A 16,649-nucleotide genomic window follows, 5' to 3' on the forward strand; every position below is an offset into this window, starting at 1 on the left:
CGATCAGACCAGACCGGTTTCCTGCAGCATGGCCAGTGTCTGCTTGAGCGAGTCCAGCTTGCCCAGGTCGATCTTCGGGGCCTGGAGCGAGTCGAGCGAGGGCACGCCCTTGGCGGGTGAGACTCCGTCGGCCAGGGGGTATTCCTTGGTCTCCTCGGCGAAGTAGGTCTGTGCCTCCTTCGACAGCAGGAAGTCGGCGGCCTTCTGCGCGTAGTCGGCCTGCTTGCCGGCGCTGCCCTTGAGCAGGCCGACTCCGGCGACGTTGACGAGACCGCCGGGGTCGCCGTTCGGAAGGAAGTGGATCTTCGACGTGAGCTTGTCGGTGCCTTCCTCGGCGGCCTTCTCGTACCAGTAGTAATGGTTGATCAGGCCCAGGGAGACCTCGCCCTTGTCCACGGCCTGAAGAACGTCGGTGTTCTTCTCGAACGCCTTGGGGGAGTTGGCCTTGAGGCCCTTCAGCCACGTGCGGGTGGCGTCGTCGCCCTCCAGGATCCGCATGCCGGTGACGAATGCCTGGAAGGACGCGTTGTTGGGGGCGAAGCCGATCTTGCCCTTCCATTCGGGCTTGACCAGGTCGTGGACGCTGTTCGGCGGGGTGGGCACCTTGCCCGGGTGGTACGCGAGGACGCGGACCCGGCCCGAGACGCCGACCCAGTCCCCGGCCGAACTCCGGTGGGCGGCGTCGACCTTGTCGAGCGTCGCCTTGGGGAGCGCGGTCAGCCGGCCTTCCTTCGACAGCGCGCCGAGGGCTCCGGCGTCCTGCGAGAAGAACATCCCGGCCTCGGGCTTGTCGCCCTCTTCGAGTATCTGCGCCGCGAGCTCGGCGCTGTCGCCGTAGCGCACCTCCACCTCGGCGCCCAGGTGCTTCTCCAGCTTCTCGAGGAGCGGCTTGACCAGGGCCTCGTTGCGACCGGAGTAGATCACCAGATCGGCGGGCTCTTCGCTGCAGGCCGCGAGCGCGGGCACGAGCAGACCGAGCACGAGCAACGGAGCCGCGAACCTTCGGGCGGAGAGGCGTGGCATGGGTGGGTGCCTTCCTGACATGGGGCACCAGGGAGGGCCCGTCAACAAATCTATGGATAAGGTAAAGCTAACCTCACCGTCAATAGACGTCTGATAACGACCGAAGCGACCCGTTCACGGGCTTCCCCGCCCCGCCGGCGGCCGCCCCCATCCGACGCGGCGCCGGCGGAAGGCTCACCGGCGACCGGCGACCGGCGGAGCTCACCGGCGACCGGCAGCTGGCGACCGGCGGCTGGCGACCGGCGACCGGCGGCTGGCGACCGGCGGCTGGCGACCGGCGGCTGGCTACTGGCGGCTGCCGGCGTCGCGGTCACGTGCCCTGCGTCGGCTTCCTCAGCACCTCGATCAGACTCGCGTAACTGTCGGAGCCGTGGCCGGCGGCCTTCGCCCGCTGCATCGCGGTCCTCAGCAGCTCGGGCAGAGCGTTGTCGACGCCCCGGAGTGCCGCGGCGTGTATGAGGTGGTCGATGGCAGCGATCTGCACGTCGACGGTTGCGTCGTCTCCCGGGTAGCGACCGGCGTCCACTTGGGGTGCATAGGTGGTCAGGAACCCGGCCACCGCCGTCAGCCAGCGGACCGCGACGGGGGTGAAGTCCGTGGCCGGCGTCTTGTCCGCACCGACCACCGCGACACCGTGCAGCCAACCGGTCATGGTCGACCACATCAAGCCGAGGAGCGCCGCGTCGTACAAGGAGGCCAGGCCGGGGTCGGAGCCCAGGTACAGGGGGTCGCCCAGGGCCGCCAGCGTCGGACGGTGGGTTTCGAACACGGCGGGCGAGCCGCTGTAGAGGAACATCATCTCGGGGCTCCCCACGCCGGGCGGGGTGGTCATGATCGCGCCGTCGAGGTAGTCGATACCGTGGGACCGGGCCCAGGTGACGGCCTCGTGGGCCTGCTCCGGCGAGCCGGAAGTGAGGTTGACCAGGGCCTTCCCCGCGAGAGCGCCGGCGACGGGGTCGAGGACGGAGTGCAGGGCCTCGTAGTCGAGCACACAGGCGACGACGAGCGGGCTCGCCGAAATCGCCTCCCCGGGTGTCGCGGCCAGCCGGGCACCGCGGTCGACCAGTGGCTGCGCCTTGGAGACCGAGCGGTTCCACACGGTGAGCGGATGGCCACTGTCCAGCAGGGCGGCGGCAAGCGCCGAGCCCATCGAGCCCAGCCCCATGACGGTAACGGCCTGTCGGTCGTCATTCATGTCATAACTCCTTTTGGATCAGTACGTGTTGGTCGATCTCGTACCGACCACGCTCGCAGCGCACGGCGAACGAGGACAGTGACACCGGTGACGGCTGCCACCAAATTCCTGCCATACCATTCGGGAGCATGGGTGCCGGATCTGTCGCAGTCGTCGTGACCGAGGAAATGGCCGTCCCCTCTTGGGACCTCTATGAGTTGAGCATTCCGTGCACCGTCTTCGGCAAGCAGCAGTCCGACCTGGCCGACCCCTGGTACGAGTTGCGTCTGTGCAGCACCGAAGACCGTGCGCAGGACGGCGCGGTGCCGGGAACGGGCCTCTCACTGCGGACGAGCCACGGGCTCGAAGGCCTCGCCGACGCCGACACGGTGATCGTGCCCTCCGTGCCCGACTCGTGTGTGGACGAGGGCGCACCGCTGCCCCAGGACCTGATCACCGCCCTGCGCGGCGCCTACGACGCGGGTGCCCGCATGGTCTCCCTGTGCACCGGCGCCTTCGCACTCGCCGAGGCCGGGCTGCTCGACGGACGCCGCGCCACGGCGCATTGGATGCACACCGCGCAACTGGCCGAGCGGTACCCGAAGGTCCATGTCGACGACTCCGTGCTCTACGTGGACGACGGCGACGTGCTAACCAGCGCCGGGCTCACCGCCGGTCTCGACCTGTGCCTGCATCTGGTGCGGCGCGACCTCGGTGCGCACGTCGCCAACCAGCTGGCCCGCCGGATGGTCGTCCCCGCGCACCGACCCGGCGGCCAGGCACAGTTCATCGACCTGTCCGTACCGGAGACCGACGACCAGGGACTAGCGCCGGTACTGGAATGGGCCCGCGCCCACCTGGACCAGCCGCTGACGATCGACGAGCTGGCAGGGCGGGCGGCGATGAGTCCGCGGACGTTCTACCGACGCATTCAGGCCGCCACGGGGACGACCCCCCTTCGTTGGCTCCTCGAGCAGCGGCTGGGACGGGCCCGGATGCTGCTGGAATCCACGGACCTCCCGGTCGGGAAGGTCGGGGAGCTGAGCGGCCTCGGCACGGCGAACAACCTCCGGCACCACTTCCTCAAGCAGGTCGGGGTGTCGCCGAGCGACTACCGGCGGGCGTTCCCCTGTTCGACTGCGGTGGTTCGGTGACGTGGCGCGGCGTGCGTCGTGGGTGACGCCGGCACCACAAAGGGGGCCATGCAGCGTGTCGTTGGACCGGCTTCGTGGTCTTGGTCTGGTGAGGTTGATCGAAGCACGGCTGGATGAGGAAGCCGACTTGGCCCAGCGCGTCGGCGAGAGCCCGGATGTCCCGAGTCGGGCAGGCCTGGTGCCCGTCCGTTCCTGTCGGCTCCACGCTCCAGGCCAGACCCGGCCGGACTCGGCCCGGAGGCGGCGACGGGAGTCGTCGTCGTCCCGTGATCAGCCATTTGACCTGCCGTTTATTCTCAATGCGGCTCCGATGGGAAGGCTTCCCGCCGGAGGCGTCGCGGGGAGCGGGGCGATCCCTGAACTGTCCGCGAACGAGCACGCCCGTCACCCGTGTCGCTGATCGGCTGAACGGGTGACGAGCGCAAGAATTGCGGTATGCAGATAGCGACGGGCTCCCGGGGCCCGGGACGGGGTGGAGCGTTGAGCAGGTACGTCCGGCACGACCGGTACGACGTCACCGACGAACAGTGGGAGGGCCTCGCCCAGGTCCTGCCGTTGCGCGGCCGCGACGAGTGGCCCTCCAGGGTCGACCACCGCGCCGCACCCCAGGAGTACGGGCAACGCGCCGAGCAGCGCCGCATGGTCGTCCTGCGAGTGCAGGTCTTCGCCGACGCCCGTGAAGTCGCCGAGCACCTGATGGCGCAGATCCCCGTGCTGCTCGATCTGACCAGCGCGGAGACCGAAGTCGCCAAGCGGATCCTGGACTTCAGCAGCGGAGTGGTCTTCGGCCTCGGCAGCGGCATGCACCGTGTCGACCGCAATGTCTTCCTGCTCGCGCCGGTCGGAACGGCAGTCGAAGGAGCGGCCGCGGAGGCCGTCCCCCGATCGTAGGAAGGTCAAGGGGCGGAACGGTTCCGCGCGTCGGCGGCTGCATACCGTCCGGCCATGCCTGCACCCACCAAGCACAGCGGAACCATCCGCCCCACCGTCACCGAACTGCGTCTCTCCGCCTTCGCCTTGCACCGGGGCCTCGTCTGCACGCTCGGCCCGCTGACCCTGTTCGCCGGGCCGAGCGGCAGCGGTAAGTCGAACGTCCTCCGGGCGTACGAGGCGCTGGCCCGCCTCGGCTCGGGCGAGGCCCTCGGTGAGGTGTTCCCGGACCCCGCCGCCTGCGTTCCCGAACAGTCGGGACCGGACGCCCAGGGCCGGCGCGGCTTCCGCATCGGCTGCACCGTCGACGGGCCGGCCGGACCCGTGCAGCTCGACGTCGCGGTCCAGGCCGAACCCGAACTCCGCATCGTCGGCGAGCGGCTGACCTGCGAGGACCGCACATTACTCAGCACGGCCCTGCGCGATCCGCGCCGCTCCACCGTCGAGGCCGCCTGGCACACCGCCGGTGCCGTGCGGGTGACCCGGGCCCCACTGCCCGGCGACCGCCTCGCGACGGCGCTGCTGCCGCTGCGGGTCGCGGGCACTACGGAGGGCCAGCTCCAGGTGCTGGCCGCGGCAGAGCAGGTGGTCGTGGCGCTGCGCTCGGTCTTCGCGTGCGACCCGCAGCCGCACCGGATGCGCGGGCCCGTGGCGGTCGGCGAAGGAAAACTGCTGCGTGGCTGCGACAACCTCGCCGAGGTGCTGCGGCGCACCCGTCACGAATGCGCCCGCCGGCACGCGGTGCTGGTGTCCGCGGCCCGATCCGGCTGCGCGGGGCCGGTGAACGAGCTCACCGCCGAGGACCTTCCCGACGGGAGGGTACGGGCCGTGCTGGGGCGGGGTGCACACGGCGCGACCCCGCTGGAGCGGCTCGGTGACGGCGAGTTGAGGTATCTGGGGCTGGCGCTGGTGCTGCTGACCGGTCCGGGTGTGCTGGCGGTGGACCAGGTCGCCGAGGTGCCGGCCGCCCGGCAGACCCTCACGGTCCTCGCCGACGGTCTGGACCGGTGTCTCGACCGGAGGCAGGCCCGGGAGCTGGTGGCACTCGCCGCGGCGATGTGTGCGCGGGGGCACATCAGGCTGGTCGGCTCGGTCGCGGACGCCGACGCGGCCCGGGAGACGGACGGCGTCACGGTGGTAGACCTGGTGCCGTGACAGACCGCGCTTTCGACCTTCCGGAACTCCAGCGCAGACTGGTCGCGTTCGCCGCGGCCCGACGCTGGGAGCCGTACCACACGCCGAAGAACCTCGCCGCCGCGCTGAGCGTGGAGGCGTCCGAACTCCTGGAGATCTTCCAGTGGCTGACCCCCGAGGAGTCGGCGCGGGTCATGGAGGACCCGGGGACGGCAGACCGGGTCACCGACGAGGTCGCCGATGTGCTCGCCTATCTGCTCCAGTTCTCCGAGGCGGTGGGTGTGGACGTGCTCGCCGCGCTGTCGGCCAAGATCGACCGGAACGAACTGCGCTTCCCCGTACCGGGGGAGCGTGAGCGGCCGGCGCCGGAGGAACGGGCGGACGGCGGCCGGTACGAGGACCGTCCGAGTGGCCGGCTGGAAGACCGTCCGGGTGACCGGCGGGGGGAGCCGTCCGAGGAGCCGCCGGGGGGTCGGGACCGAAAGCCGTCCGAGGAGCTGCCGGAAGGCCGGAACCGGAACCGGCCGTAGGCGGCCCGGCCGGAGGGCCGACGGCAGAACCGGCCGCACGACCGCTCCCGCCGCCGACCGCACGACGGGTTGTACGACCGAACCTACGACCGGTTCCGAGGCCGGACCCACGAACCCAAGGCCGGTCGTACGAGGAGCAGGACCAGCGGCCGGACCTGCCGGGGAAGTCCTGACCGGGCAAGGACCTCCCGGCTGGCCTCCCGTGCAAGCACCTCCCGGCCACGTACGCGCGGGCGGACCGGGCTACGGCTCGGGCGGATGCGGGATGAGACGCACTGCCCCTGCATCGTCACTCTCCGGAGTGAGAGAGCTTTCCACAACGCATTGACTGTCCACAGATTTCGGAATTCCCCTGGCTTTCCGGGCTGCTTGCCTTCACGCTGGGTAATGGATTGGGTACAGGGATAGTCGTATGAACGGGGGCGCTCATGGATGCGGTACGGCTCATCGGCATCAGCCGGCAGGCTCTGGCGTACACCAGGGTCGCGGAGGACGTCGTGGTGGAGGCCTGGCAGGCCCAGGCCCTGGCACAGGCGATCGGAAACCGACTGGCTCTCACGGGCCCGATCGAACTCCGGGGTGAGGCCCGCGCGCTCGGCGAGGTGGGCGCGCGCGGCGGAGGGGCGGTCGGGCCCGGAGCCCAGCGGATCGGTGTCCTCAGGGCGGCGCAGTTGTCGGAGGTCACCGACATCCGGGCGGCGCTCACCGGCCTCGGCGGTCTGCTGGGGGAGCTGGGAATCGCCCTCGTCGGTGTCGCCTGTGCCACGGACGAGGAAGGGCTCTACTGGCAGTGCATCGAGGCGATCGACGCGGCGGACGAGTCGAGTGACCGGGTGCGGGCCATGCTGCGAAGACTCACGGTGCGGGAGCGGGAGCGGGAGAAGGACCGGGAGAGGGAGCGGAGACCCGGCGTCGTACGGGACTCGGCGGCTGGACCGTCGTGAGCGACGGGTCGGCCACGGCCTTCCGGGTCGGCAGGCGTTCCGCCCCTGGTCGCCGAACGGCGTCGGGAAGAGCGCAGACCGGCGTCGAGGCGCTGGAGGCCGTCGTTCGTCGCCGTCTTCAGCTCTTCCGGTTGCTGCAACAGGCCCTTCGGTGGTCCGGGCCGTGCGCGCGGGGAGCGCTGCGCGGGCTGCTGGGGCTGGTGCTGATCGCCTGGGGCGGATGGGGTGGATGGGGTGGACGGGGGAGCGGGGACGGGTGGGACGGCTTGCGAAGACGAGGTCCGTCGGGTCACGGCTGCGCGAGTCATGGTGATCTGCTGGGCCCGTGCCTACCTGTTCCGGGAGGGTGGCGGAGCGGTCGGCGCCCGTCTGCCGGCTGCCGGGGCACGGGCCGGGAGGTCCGGCTCCGCCCGAGTCGACGACTGTCTCACTCCCGGGTCACCGGAGAGGTCGTCCGCAGAACCCCGTTGCCGTGCATTCACCCGAGCGGCCAAGGGAACACGAGCAGTGGCTGCGCGGTGCGGCTGGGACGACCGGGGCGCACAAGGCCGCCGGGACGACAGGGACGCGCGGGGCGGCCGAGGTTGGCGGAACGCCGACGGTGCACGATGGATGTATGGACCTTCGCATCTTCACGGAACCTCAGCAGGGCGCCTCCTACGACACCCTCCTCCGCGTCGCCAGGGCCACCGAGGACCTCGGCTTCGACGCCTTCTTCCGCTCGGATCATTATCTGAGCATGGGATCGGCCGACGGGCTGCCCGGTCCGACGGACGCCTGGATCACCCTGGCCGGTCTGGCCCGTGAGACCGAGCGGATCCGGCTCGGCACCCTTATGACGGCCGGTACGTTCCGGCTGCCCGGGGTGCTGGCCATCCAGGTGGCCCAGGTGGACCAGATGTCCGGTGGGCGCGTCGAACTCGGCCTGGGCGCAGGCTGGTTCGGACAGGAGCATAAAGCCTACGGAATCCCGTTTCCCAAGGAGCGGTTCGCCCGGCTGGAGGAGCAGCTGGCGATCGTCACCGGACTGTGGGCGACCGAGGTCGGCGACACCTTCTCCTTCGAGGGCTCCTACTACCAGTTGACCGAGTCCCCGGCGCTGCCCAAGCCGGCCCAGGCGAAGGTCCCGGTCCTCATCGGCGGGCATGGTGCGACCCGTACGCCACGGCTGGCCGCCCGGTACGCCGACGAGTTCAACATCCCGTTCGCGTCGATCGAGGACAGCGAGCGGCAGTTCAGCCGGGTGAAGGCGGCAGCGGAGGCCGCCGGACGGCCGGCGGACGACCTGGTGTACTCCAACGCCCTGGTCGTCTGTGCGGGCAAGGACGACAGCGAGGTCGCGCGCCGCGCGGCCGCCATCGGACGGGAGGTGGACGAACTCAGGGCCAACGGTCTGGCCGGCTCGCCCGGCGAGATCGTCGACAAGCTCGGCCGGTACGCGGAGGCCGGTTCGCAGAGGGTCTATCTCCAGGTCCTGGACCTCGACGACCTGGACCACCTGGAGCTGATCTCCTCGCACGTCCTCGCGCAGCTGGCTTGAGTCGGAGCCGTTGCGATGAGACCCGCCCGCACGCTCGCCGAGGCGCTGGACCGGGGCGTCGTGGTCCTGGACGGCGGGCTGTCCAACCAGTTGGAGGCGCAGGGCTGCGACCTCTCCGACGCGCTGTGGTCGGCGAGGCTGCTGGAGGACGGCCCGGAGCAGATCACCGCCGCCCATACGGCCTATGTGCGGGCGGGCGCACAGGTCCTCATCACAGCCGGATACCAGGCCTCGTTCGAGGGCTTCGCGCGGCGTGGTATCGGCGGCGGGCGGGCGGCGGAGCTCATGGAGCGGAGCGTGATCTTGGCACGGCAGGCCGCCGGCACGGCGGAACGCGAGGTGTGGGTGGCCGCCTCGGTCGGCCCGTACGGTGCCGTGCTCGCGGACGGCAGCGAGTACCGCGGGCGCTACGGCCTGTCCGTACGGGAGTTGGAGCGGTTCCACCGGCCGCGCATCGACACCGTGGCCGCGGCAGGGCCCGATGTCCTGGCGCTGGAGACGGTGCCGGACGTGGACGAGGCGGAGGTGCTGCTCCGGGCGGCTGAGCACTGCGGGCTGCCCGTGTGGCTGTCGTACAGCATCGAGGGCGACCGGACCCGTGCCGGGCAGCCACTCGAAGCCGCGTTCGCCGTAGCGGCCGGGAACGACCAGGTGGTGGCGGTCGGGGTCAACTGCTGCACTCCGGCCGACGCCTGCCGTGCCGTGCCGCTGGCCGCGGCCGTCACCGGCAAACCCGTCGTGGTCTATCCCAACAGCGGGGAGGAGTGGGACGCCACGGCACGCGACTGGCGCGGTGGCGTCACCTTCGATCCGGCGGCGCTGCTGGCCGGGCGCTCGGAAGGGGCACGGCTCATCGGCGGCTGCTGCCGGGTCGGGCCCGCCCGGATCGCCGAGCTGGCCCGGCTCTCCGGTTCGGAACCGTGACGAAAATCCCTGGTGGGAGGGGGAGCAGAGGGCAATACTCGGACGTGTGTTCCTGACGATCAGTACGACCGGTACCCCGGAGCGACCCGCGACCGACCTCGGATTCCTGCTGCACAAGCATCCCGACAAGGCGCAGACGTTCTCCACCGCGCACGGAGCCGCACGCGTCTTCTACCCCGAGGCCTCCGCCGAGCGGTGCACCGCCGCGCTGCTGCTGGAGGTCGATCCGGTGGCGCTGGTGCGGCGCGGCAAGGGCAAGGGCCGCGGCGGCGCCCCCGACGCGGCGCTCGCGCAATACGTCAACGACCGGCCGTACGCGGCCTCGTCGCTGATGTCGGTGGCGCTGAGCACCGTGTTCAAGAGCGCTCTGCGCGGGGTGTGCAACGCCCTGCCCGAGCGTGCCGCCGCTCCGATGCCGCTGCGCATCGAGGTGCCCGCGCTGCCCGCGCGGGGCGGAGCCGAACTGGTGCGGTCGCTGTTCGGCCCGCTCGGGTGGGCCTCGGTGCAGGCCGACCCGGTCGCCCTGGACGAGCGGTTCCCGGAGTGGGGCGCCTCGCGGTACGTGCGGCTCGTCCTGGAGGGCGAGCTGCGGCTCGCCGACGCCCTGCGGCAGCTGTACGTGCTGCTCCCGGTCCTCGACGACGCCAAGCACTACTGGGTGGCGCCCGACGAGGTCGACAAGCTGCTCCGGGCCGGTGAGGGCTGGCTGGCGGACCATCCCGAGCAGAAGCTGATCACCAGCCGCTATCTGTCGCGACGCTGGGGGCTGACCCGGCAGGCCATGGAGCGGCTGGAACTGGCCCGGCTCGCCGAGGCGGACGACCTCGACGTCGAGGACGTCGACAACGCCGTCGACGAGACGCAGGACACCGAGGACCGGCCGGTGCCGCTCGCCGTGCAGCGGCGGGAGGCGATCCTCGCGGCGCTGCGCACCTCCGGGGCGAGCCGGGTGCTCGACCTGGGCTGCGGCCAGGGCCAGCTGGTGCAGGAGCTGCTCAAGGACGTCCGCTACACGGAGATCGTCGGAGTCGACGTGTCCGTGCGGGCCCTGACGGTCGCCGCGCGCCGGCTGCGCCTGGAGCGGATGGGCGAGCGGCAGGCCCAGCGGGTCACCCTGCTCCAGGGCTCGCTCGCGTACACCGACAGGCGGCTCAAGGGGTACGACGCGGCCGTGCTCAGCGAGGTCGTCGAGCACGTCGACCTGCCGAGGCTGCCCGCGCTGGAGTACGCGGTGTTCGGAGCGGCCCGCCCGCAGACGGTGATCGTGACCACGCCCAACGTCGAGTACAACGTCCGCTGGGAGTCCCTGCCCGCCGGACACGTCCGCCACGGCGACCACCGGTTCGAGTGGACCCGCAAGGAGTTCCGCGACTGGGCCGGCCCGGTCGCCGAACGGCACGGCTACACCGTCGCGTTCGCCCCGGTCGGCCCCGACGACCCCGAGGTCGGCCCGCCGACCCAGATGGCCGTGTTCACCAGGACCACGAAGGAGGAGAAGGCCGCATGACCGGCACCACCAGTACCGCCCCGGCCGGGGCGAAGCGCACGCTCGCCGTCACCGACCTGTCCCTCGTCGTGCTGATCGGGGCGACCGGCTCCGGCAAGTCGACCTTCGCGCGCCGCCACTTCAAGCCCACCGAGGTCGTCTCCTCCGACTACTGCCGCGGGCTGGTCGCCGACGACGAGAACGACCAGAGCGCCAGCGGAGACGCCTTCGACGTCCTGCACTACATCGCCGGGAAGCGGCTCGCCGCGGGCCGCCTCACCGTCGTCGACGCCACCAGCGTCCAGCAGGAGGCCCGCCGGCAGCTCGTCCGGCTGGCCCGGGAGCACGACGTCCTGCCCATCGCCATCGTCCTCGACATGCCCGAGGAGGTGTGCGCGGAACGCAACGCGGCACGGCCCGACCGGGCGGGAATGCCCCGCCACGTGATCCAGCGTCACCGCCGGGAGCTGCGCCGTTCGCTGCGAGGTCTCGAACGCGAGGGCTTCCGCAAGGTGCACGTCCTGCGCAGCGTCGAGGAGGCCGATGCCGCCGAGGTCGTCCTGGAGCGCCGCTTCAACGACCTGCGCCACCTCACCGGCCCCTTCGACATCATCGGCGACGTCCACGGCTGCAGCTCCGAGCTGGAGACCATGCTCACCGAACTGGGTTACGTCGAGGGAGTCCACCCGGAGGGCCGCACCGCCGTCTTCGTCGGAGACCTCGTCGACCGCGGACCCGACAGCCCCGGCGTGCTGCGCCGCGTCATGGGCATGGTGCGCTCCGGCAACGCGCTGTGCGTGCCGGGGAACCACGAGAACAAGCTCGGCCGCTGGCTCAAGGGCAAGAAGGTCCAGCAGACCCACGGACTCGCCGAGACCATCGAGCAGCTGGAGCGCGAGGACGCCACCGACCCGGCGTTCCGGGAGCAGGTGCGGGAGTTCATCGACGGACTGGTGAGCCACTACGTCCTCGACGAGGGCCGCCTCGTGGTCTGCCACGCCGGTCTGCCGGAGAAGTACCACGGACGTACCTCCGGCCGGGTCCGCTCGCACGCGCTGTACGGGGACACGACCGGCGAGACCGACGAGTTCGGCCTGCCCGTCCGCTACCCGTGGGCCGAGGACTACCGGGGCCGCGCGGCCGTCGTCTACGGGCACACCCCCGTGCCGGACGCCTCCTGGGTCAACAACACCATCTGCCTCGACACGGGCGTGGTGTTCGGCGGGAAGATGACCGCTCTGCGCTGGCCGGAGCGCGAACTGGTCGGCGTACCGGCCGAGCGCGTCTGGTACGAGCCGGTCAAGCCGCTCGCCGCCGAGGCGCCCGGAGGACACGAGGGCCGTCCGCTGGACCTCGCGGACGTCCACGGCCGCCGCACGGTCGAGACGCGGCACATGGGCAACATCGCGGTGCGCGAGGAGAACGCCGCCGCGGCGCTGGAGGTGATGAGCCGGTTCGCCGTGGACCCGCGGCTGCTCGCCTACCTCCCGCCGACCATGGCGCCCACCGCCACGTCCCGCGAGGACGGTTATCTGGAGCACCCGGCGGAGGCGTTCGCCCAGTACCGGGCCGACGGGGTCGAGCGGGTGGTGTGCGAGGAGAAGCACATGGGCTCCCGTGCGGTGGCGCTGCTGTGCCGTGACACCGGTACGGCCCGTGAGCGCTTCGGTGTGGAGGGGGCGTCCGGCGCCCTGCACACCCGCACCGGGCGGCCGTTCTTCGACGACGCGGAGACGACCGAGCAGGTCCTCGACCGGCTCCGCTCCGCCGTCACCGCCGCCGGGCTGTGGGACGAACTCGGCACGGACTGGCTGCTGCTCGACGGTGAGCTGATGCCGTGGTCGCTGAAGGCCTCGGGTCTGCTGCGCTCCCAGTACGCCGCGGTCGGCGCCGCGTCCGGCACCGCGCTCCCGGGCGCCGTGGCGGCGCTCGAAGCGGCCGAGGCCCGCGGTGTCGACGTGGCGGACGTGCTGGTGAGGCAGCGGGAACGAGCATCCGACGCGACCGCGTTCACCGAGGCCTACCGGCGTTACTGCTGGACGACGGACGGTCTGGAGGGGGTGCGGTTCGCGCCGTTCCAGATCCTCGCCGCGCAGGGCCGCAGCCTGGCCGCCGTCCCCCACGACGAGCAGCTGGCATGGCTGGACCGCCTGGCGGAGCACGACCCGACCGGTCTGCTCCAGGTCACCCGGCGTCTGGTCGTCGACACCGGCGACGAGGAGAGCGTGCGCGCGGGTGTCGACTGGTGGCTGGAGACGACCGGGGCCGGCGGTGAGGGCATGGTCGTCAAGCCGCTCGGCGCAGTGGTCCGGGACGGCAAGGGGCGGCTGGTCCAGCCGGGCGTCAAGGTGCGCGGACGGGAGTACCTGCGGATCATCTACGGTCCGGAGTACACCCGCGAGGAGAACCTGCGGCGGCTGCGCGAGCGGTTCCTCGGCCACAAGCGGTCGCTGGCGCTGCGCGAGTACGCCCTCGGCCTGGAGGCACTGGACCGGCTGGCGAACGGGGAGCCGCTGTGGCGCGTCCACGAAGCGGTGTTCGCCGTGCTGGCCCTGGAGTCGGAGCCGGTCGACCCGCGGCTGTGAGGGGTCGGTCGGTCTGCGGCTGTGAGGGGTCGGTCGGCCTGCGGCGGTGAGGGGCCGGCCGATCCGTGGCTGTGACGAACCGGCCGGCCGCCGGCTGTGACGGGCCTCGGGCCCGTGGCTCCGGGGGCCGGCCGCATCGGTTGTGACCATATGGCCGGGTGGCGTGGATTGCTCCACTCGGGGGGATGTTGCCGGGCTTTCGCGTGCGGGCTCGTTCATCCAGGACGGCGGAGTATCCGTTGGAACCCGGAAGGACGGAACGCAGTTATGAAGATGACCGCGCGTGCAAGCCTCGCGGTGCTCGTGTCCTGTGTGGCGGCGACCGTGGCGGCCCAGCCCGCCGTGGCGGGCAGTGTGCCCGTCGACGTGCCGCTCCAGGAGCTGGAGCGGGCGCTCCCGGTGGAGGCCCCCACGGTGACCGGCGGTGTGCCGACGCCCGTGCCGGACGTCCCGGAGACGCCGCGCTTCCACCAGGGCAGGATGCTGCCGGACCGCATGGTGCCGCAGCTGCCGGTGAGCACCCAGCTGCCTCCGGCGCTGGTCGAGGCCCCGCTCCCGGACCTGTTGGGTGACGTGGGTCCGGGCGACGCCCGGCTCGCCACGCCGGCCGCCCCGGTCGAGGCCGTCGGCCCCGGAGCCGCGGTGGCGGCGCCGCTGACAGCCCCCGTCGGCCCGTACGAGCTGCCGGAGCCGGCCATGCCGGACCTGATGCTGCTGACTCCGCAGCTGCAGGGTTCCCCGGGGGCGGTCCTCGGTCTGAACTGAGCGACGGGCCACGGCGGCTCGTCCTCCATGGGGCCCGCTCGCGTCCTCGGAACCGGCGGCCCGCCGGAGTCCCCGGCGGGCCGCCGCTCGGCGCCTTACGTGATCCTTCCGCGTCTGGGAACGTTTCCTCCATGGGATTCCATGTCGATTCCGAGACCGGGCGTCTGCGCCGCGTCATACTCCACCGGCCCGACCTGGAGCTGAAACGGCTGACGCCGAGCAACAAGGACGCGTTGCTGTTCGACGACGTCCTGTGGGTCAGACGGGCGCGTCAGGAGCACGACGGCTTCGCCGACGTGCTCCGCGACCGGGGAGTGGAAGTGCATCTCTTCGGTGATCTGCTGCGCGAGACCCTGGAGATCCCCGAGGCGAGGGCGCTGGTCCTCGACCGGGTCTTCGACGAGAAGGAGTACGGGCCGCTCGCCACGGACCATCTGCGGGAGGCGTTCCGGGAGCTGAGCGCCGCCGAGCTCACCGAGGCGCTGGTCGGCGGAATGACGAAGCGTGAGTTCCTGGAGCGGCACGCGGAGCCGGTGTCGGTCCGCTTCCATGTGATGGACCTGGACGACTTCCTGCTGGGGCCGCTGCCCAACCATCTCTTCACGCGGGACACCTCCTGCTGGATCTACGACGGTGTCTCGATCAATGCGATGCGCTGGCCGGCCCGGCAGCGCGAATGTGTCCACTTCGAAGCGATCTACCGGCACCATCCGTTGTTCACCGCACCCGAGGCGGGCTCCTTCCATACGTGGTCGCAGGGCATGGCCGACTATCCGTCGACCATCGAGGGCGGCGACGTGCTGGTCATAGGCAAGGGCGCGGTGCTGATCGGCATGAGCGAGCGGACGACCCCGCAGGCCGTGGAGATGCTGGCCCGCGGACTGTTCGCCGCCGGCTCGGCGCAGACGATCGTCGCGCTCGACATGCCGAAGCGGCGGGCCTTCATGCATCTCGACACCGTGATGACCATGGTCGACGGCGACACCTTCACCCAGTACGCGGGGCTCGGCATGCTCCGCTCGTACACGATCGAAGCGGGTGCGGGGGAGCGGGAGCTCAAGGTCACGGACCATCCGCCGGAGCACATGCACCGGGCGATCGCCGCGGCGCTGGGGCTGGACGCGATCAGGGTGCTGACCGCCACCCAGGACGTGCACGCCGCCGAGCGGGAGCAGTGGGACGACGGCTGCAACGTGCTGGCCGTCGAACCCGGGGTGGTGATCGCGTACGAACGCAATGTCACGACCAATACACATCTGCGCAAACAGGGCATCGAGGTCATCGAGATCCCCGGCAGCGAGCTGGGCCGGGGGAGGGGAGGTCCGCGGTGCATGAGCTGTCCGATCGAACGTGATGCCGTATAGCAATGCGGTGAGTCGTATATAGTTTCACCGTTCCCCGCAGTGGCGCCCGTGCGCCCGGACCCAGGAGCCATCATGGCGAACCGACTCGCAGGCCGGCACTTCCTCAAGGAGCTGGACTTCACGGCCGAGGAGTTCCGTGGCCTGGTCGCGCTCGCCGCCGAGCTCAAAGAGGCCAAGCGTACGGGGGCCGAGGTCCCGCGGCTGCGGGGCAGGAACATCGCGCTGATCTTCGAGAAGACCTCGACCCGCACCCGCTGCGCCTTCGAGGTCGCTGCGGCGGACCAGGGCGCCTCCACGACCTACCTCGACCCCTCCGGCTCCCAGATGGGCCACAAGGAGTCGGTGAAGGACACCGCACGGGTGCTCGGCCGGATGTTCGACGGCATCGAGTACCGCGGCGACAGTCAGGCCACGGTCGAGGAGCTGGCCGCCTTCGCCGGGGTGCCGGTCTTCAACGGCCTCACCGACGACTGGCACCCCACCCAGATGCTGGCCGACGTGCTCACCATGACCGAGCACTGCGACAAGCCCCTGGAGGAGATCGCCTTCGCCTACCTCGGCGACGCCCGCTTCAACATGGGCAACTCCTACCTGGTCACCGGCGCCCTGCTCGGCATGGACGTCCGGCTGGTCGCCCCCAGGGCCTACTGGCCCGCGGAGGAGGTCGTCGCCGCCGCCCGTGGGCTCGCGGAGTCCAGTGGGGCGCGGATCACCCTCACCGAGGATGTCGCCGAGGGCGTGCAGGGCGCCGACTTCGTCGCCACCGACGTCTGGGTGTCGATGGGCGAGCCGAAGGAGGTCTGGGGCGAGCGCATCGCGACCCTGGCGCCCTACGCGGTGACCATGGACGTGCTGAAGGCCACCGGCAACCCCGGGGTGAAGTTCCTGCACTGTCTGCCCGCGTTCCATGACCTGGGCACCCAGGTCGCCCGGGAGATCCACGAGCGCCACGGGCTGACCGAGCTGGAGGTCACGGACGAGGTCTTCGAATCGGAGCACTCCGTCGTCTTCGACGAGGCCGAGAACCGGATGCACACGATCAAGGCCGTCCTGGTCGCCACGCTGGCGGACGGCGCCGCGTAGCGTCCGGCGCCGC

The 16,649-nt window shown here is 71.2% G+C and carries 13 protein-coding genes and 1 pseudogene; 12 read left to right on the forward strand and 2 right to left on the reverse strand.

All coding sequences use genetic code 11. The annotated features are described in order from the left end of the window. Positions 1–3 precede the first annotated feature (3 nt). Together ACZ4Z5_RS09920 and ACZ4Z5_RS09925 are read right to left on the reverse strand one after the other, a co-directional pair. The gene (locus tag ACZ4Z5_RS09920; RefSeq protein ID WP_468259252.1) at positions 4–1,023 is read right to left on the reverse strand and encodes an iron ABC transporter substrate-binding protein; all 1,020 of its coding nucleotides are present in this window, start codon (positions 1,021–1,023) and stop codon (positions 4–6) included. Positions 1,024–1,333: 310 nt separating this feature from the next. Beyond that, complete coding sequence (locus ACZ4Z5_RS09925; RefSeq protein WP_468259255.1) at positions 1,334–2,218, reverse strand: NAD(P)-dependent oxidoreductase; 885 nt, start codon at positions 2,216–2,218, stop codon at positions 1,334–1,336. A 128-nt stretch (positions 2,219–2,346) separates the two neighbouring features. Here ACZ4Z5_RS09925 and ACZ4Z5_RS09930 point away from each other — a divergent pair, with 128 nt between their 5' ends. The 12 genes and pseudogenes from ACZ4Z5_RS09930 to argF all read left to right on the forward strand — a co-directional run bounded on the left by ACZ4Z5_RS09930 (position 2,347) and on the right by argF (position 16,636). Then, positions 2,347–3,351 carry a GlxA family transcriptional regulator gene (locus ACZ4Z5_RS09930; RefSeq protein WP_468259258.1) on the forward strand — a complete coding sequence of 335 codons (1,005 nt, stop codon included), beginning with the start codon at positions 2,347–2,349 and terminating at the stop codon, positions 3,349–3,351. A gap of 480 nt (positions 3,352–3,831) precedes the next feature. After that, positions 3,832–4,242 carry a cell division protein SepF gene (locus ACZ4Z5_RS09935; RefSeq protein WP_468259261.1) on the forward strand — a complete coding sequence of 137 codons (411 nt, stop codon included), beginning with the start codon at positions 3,832–3,834 and terminating at the stop codon, positions 4,240–4,242. A gap of 54 nt (positions 4,243–4,296) precedes the next feature. After that, positions 4,297–5,436 (forward strand): AAA family ATPase, encoded by a 1,140-nt coding sequence (locus ACZ4Z5_RS09940; protein WP_468259263.1) that lies wholly within the window; start codon positions 4,297–4,299, stop codon positions 5,434–5,436. Continuing rightward, a pseudogene (locus ACZ4Z5_RS09945) lies at positions 5,433–5,774 on the forward strand (nucleotide pyrophosphohydrolase); the annotation flags it as partial. The gene ACZ4Z5_RS09940 and the pseudogene ACZ4Z5_RS09945, both read left to right, overlap by 4 nt. Before the next feature lie 599 nt (positions 5,775–6,373). After that, positions 6,374–6,889: a DUF6099 family protein gene (locus tag ACZ4Z5_RS09950; protein WP_468259266.1), complete on the forward strand. Its 516-nt coding sequence runs from the start codon at positions 6,374–6,376 to the stop codon at positions 6,887–6,889. A gap of 616 nt (positions 6,890–7,505) precedes the next feature. Continuing rightward, complete coding sequence (locus ACZ4Z5_RS09955) at positions 7,506–8,429, forward strand: LLM class F420-dependent oxidoreductase (RefSeq protein WP_468259269.1); 924 nt, start codon at positions 7,506–7,508, stop codon at positions 8,427–8,429. 15 nt (positions 8,430–8,444) lie between these two features. After that, positions 8,445–9,353 (forward strand): homocysteine S-methyltransferase, encoded by a 909-nt coding sequence (mmuM, locus tag ACZ4Z5_RS09960; RefSeq protein WP_468259272.1) that lies wholly within the window; start codon positions 8,445–8,447, stop codon positions 9,351–9,353. 46 nt (positions 9,354–9,399) lie between these two features. Further along, positions 9,400–10,860: a 3' terminal RNA ribose 2'-O-methyltransferase Hen1 gene (locus tag ACZ4Z5_RS09965; protein ID WP_468259275.1), complete on the forward strand. Its 1,461-nt coding sequence runs from the start codon at positions 9,400–9,402 to the stop codon at positions 10,858–10,860. Further along, positions 10,857–13,424, forward strand: coding sequence for a polynucleotide kinase-phosphatase (locus ACZ4Z5_RS09970; protein ID WP_468259278.1), 2,568 nt, complete (start codon positions 10,857–10,859; stop codon positions 13,422–13,424). The genes ACZ4Z5_RS09965 and ACZ4Z5_RS09970 overlap by 4 nt, the downstream gene beginning before the upstream one ends. Before the next feature lie 273 nt (positions 13,425–13,697). Then, positions 13,698–14,189, forward strand: coding sequence for a hypothetical protein (locus ACZ4Z5_RS09975; protein WP_468259280.1), 492 nt, complete (start codon positions 13,698–13,700; stop codon positions 14,187–14,189). Between the two features lie 131 nt (positions 14,190–14,320). Beyond that, a complete protein-coding gene (locus ACZ4Z5_RS09980; protein ID WP_468259282.1) occupies positions 14,321–15,553 on the forward strand; it encodes an arginine deiminase in 1,233 nt (410 codons plus the stop codon). A gap of 72 nt (positions 15,554–15,625) precedes the next feature. Beyond that, positions 15,626–16,636, forward strand: coding sequence for an ornithine carbamoyltransferase (gene argF / locus ACZ4Z5_RS09985; RefSeq protein ID WP_468259285.1), 1,011 nt, complete (start codon positions 15,626–15,628; stop codon positions 16,634–16,636). Positions 16,637–16,649: the final 13 nt, after the last annotated feature.

Source organism: Streptomyces sp. NPDC030222 (assembly GCF_055573115.1).

Excerpts from the sequence above, each read along its gene's own strand:
- ACZ4Z5_RS09920 (WP_468259252.1), bottom strand. The coding sequence starts at position 1,023 with ATGCCACGCCTCTCCGCCCGAAGGTTCGCGGCTCCGTTGCTCGTGCTC.
- ACZ4Z5_RS09925 (WP_468259255.1), bottom strand. The coding sequence starts at position 2,218 with ATGAATGACGACCGACAGGCCGTTACCGTCATGGGGCTGGGCTCGATG.
- ACZ4Z5_RS09930 (WP_468259258.1), top strand. The coding sequence starts at position 2,347 with ATGGGTGCCGGATCTGTCGCAGTCGTCGTGACCGAGGAAATGGCCGTC.
- ACZ4Z5_RS09940 (WP_468259263.1), top strand. The coding sequence starts at position 4,297 with ATGCCTGCACCCACCAAGCACAGCGGAACCATCCGCCCCACCGTCACC.
- ACZ4Z5_RS09950 (WP_468259266.1), top strand. The coding sequence starts at position 6,374 with ATGGATGCGGTACGGCTCATCGGCATCAGCCGGCAGGCTCTGGCGTAC.
- ACZ4Z5_RS09955 (WP_468259269.1), top strand. The coding sequence starts at position 7,506 with ATGGACCTTCGCATCTTCACGGAACCTCAGCAGGGCGCCTCCTACGAC.
- mmuM (WP_468259272.1), top strand. The coding sequence starts at position 8,445 with ATGAGACCCGCCCGCACGCTCGCCGAGGCGCTGGACCGGGGCGTCGTG.
- ACZ4Z5_RS09970 (WP_468259278.1), top strand. The coding sequence starts at position 10,857 with ATGACCGGCACCACCAGTACCGCCCCGGCCGGGGCGAAGCGCACGCTC.
- ACZ4Z5_RS09975 (WP_468259280.1), top strand. The coding sequence starts at position 13,698 with ATGACCGCGCGTGCAAGCCTCGCGGTGCTCGTGTCCTGTGTGGCGGCG.
- ACZ4Z5_RS09980 (WP_468259282.1), top strand. The coding sequence starts at position 14,321 with ATGGGATTCCATGTCGATTCCGAGACCGGGCGTCTGCGCCGCGTCATA.
- argF (WP_468259285.1), top strand. The coding sequence starts at position 15,626 with ATGGCGAACCGACTCGCAGGCCGGCACTTCCTCAAGGAGCTGGACTTC.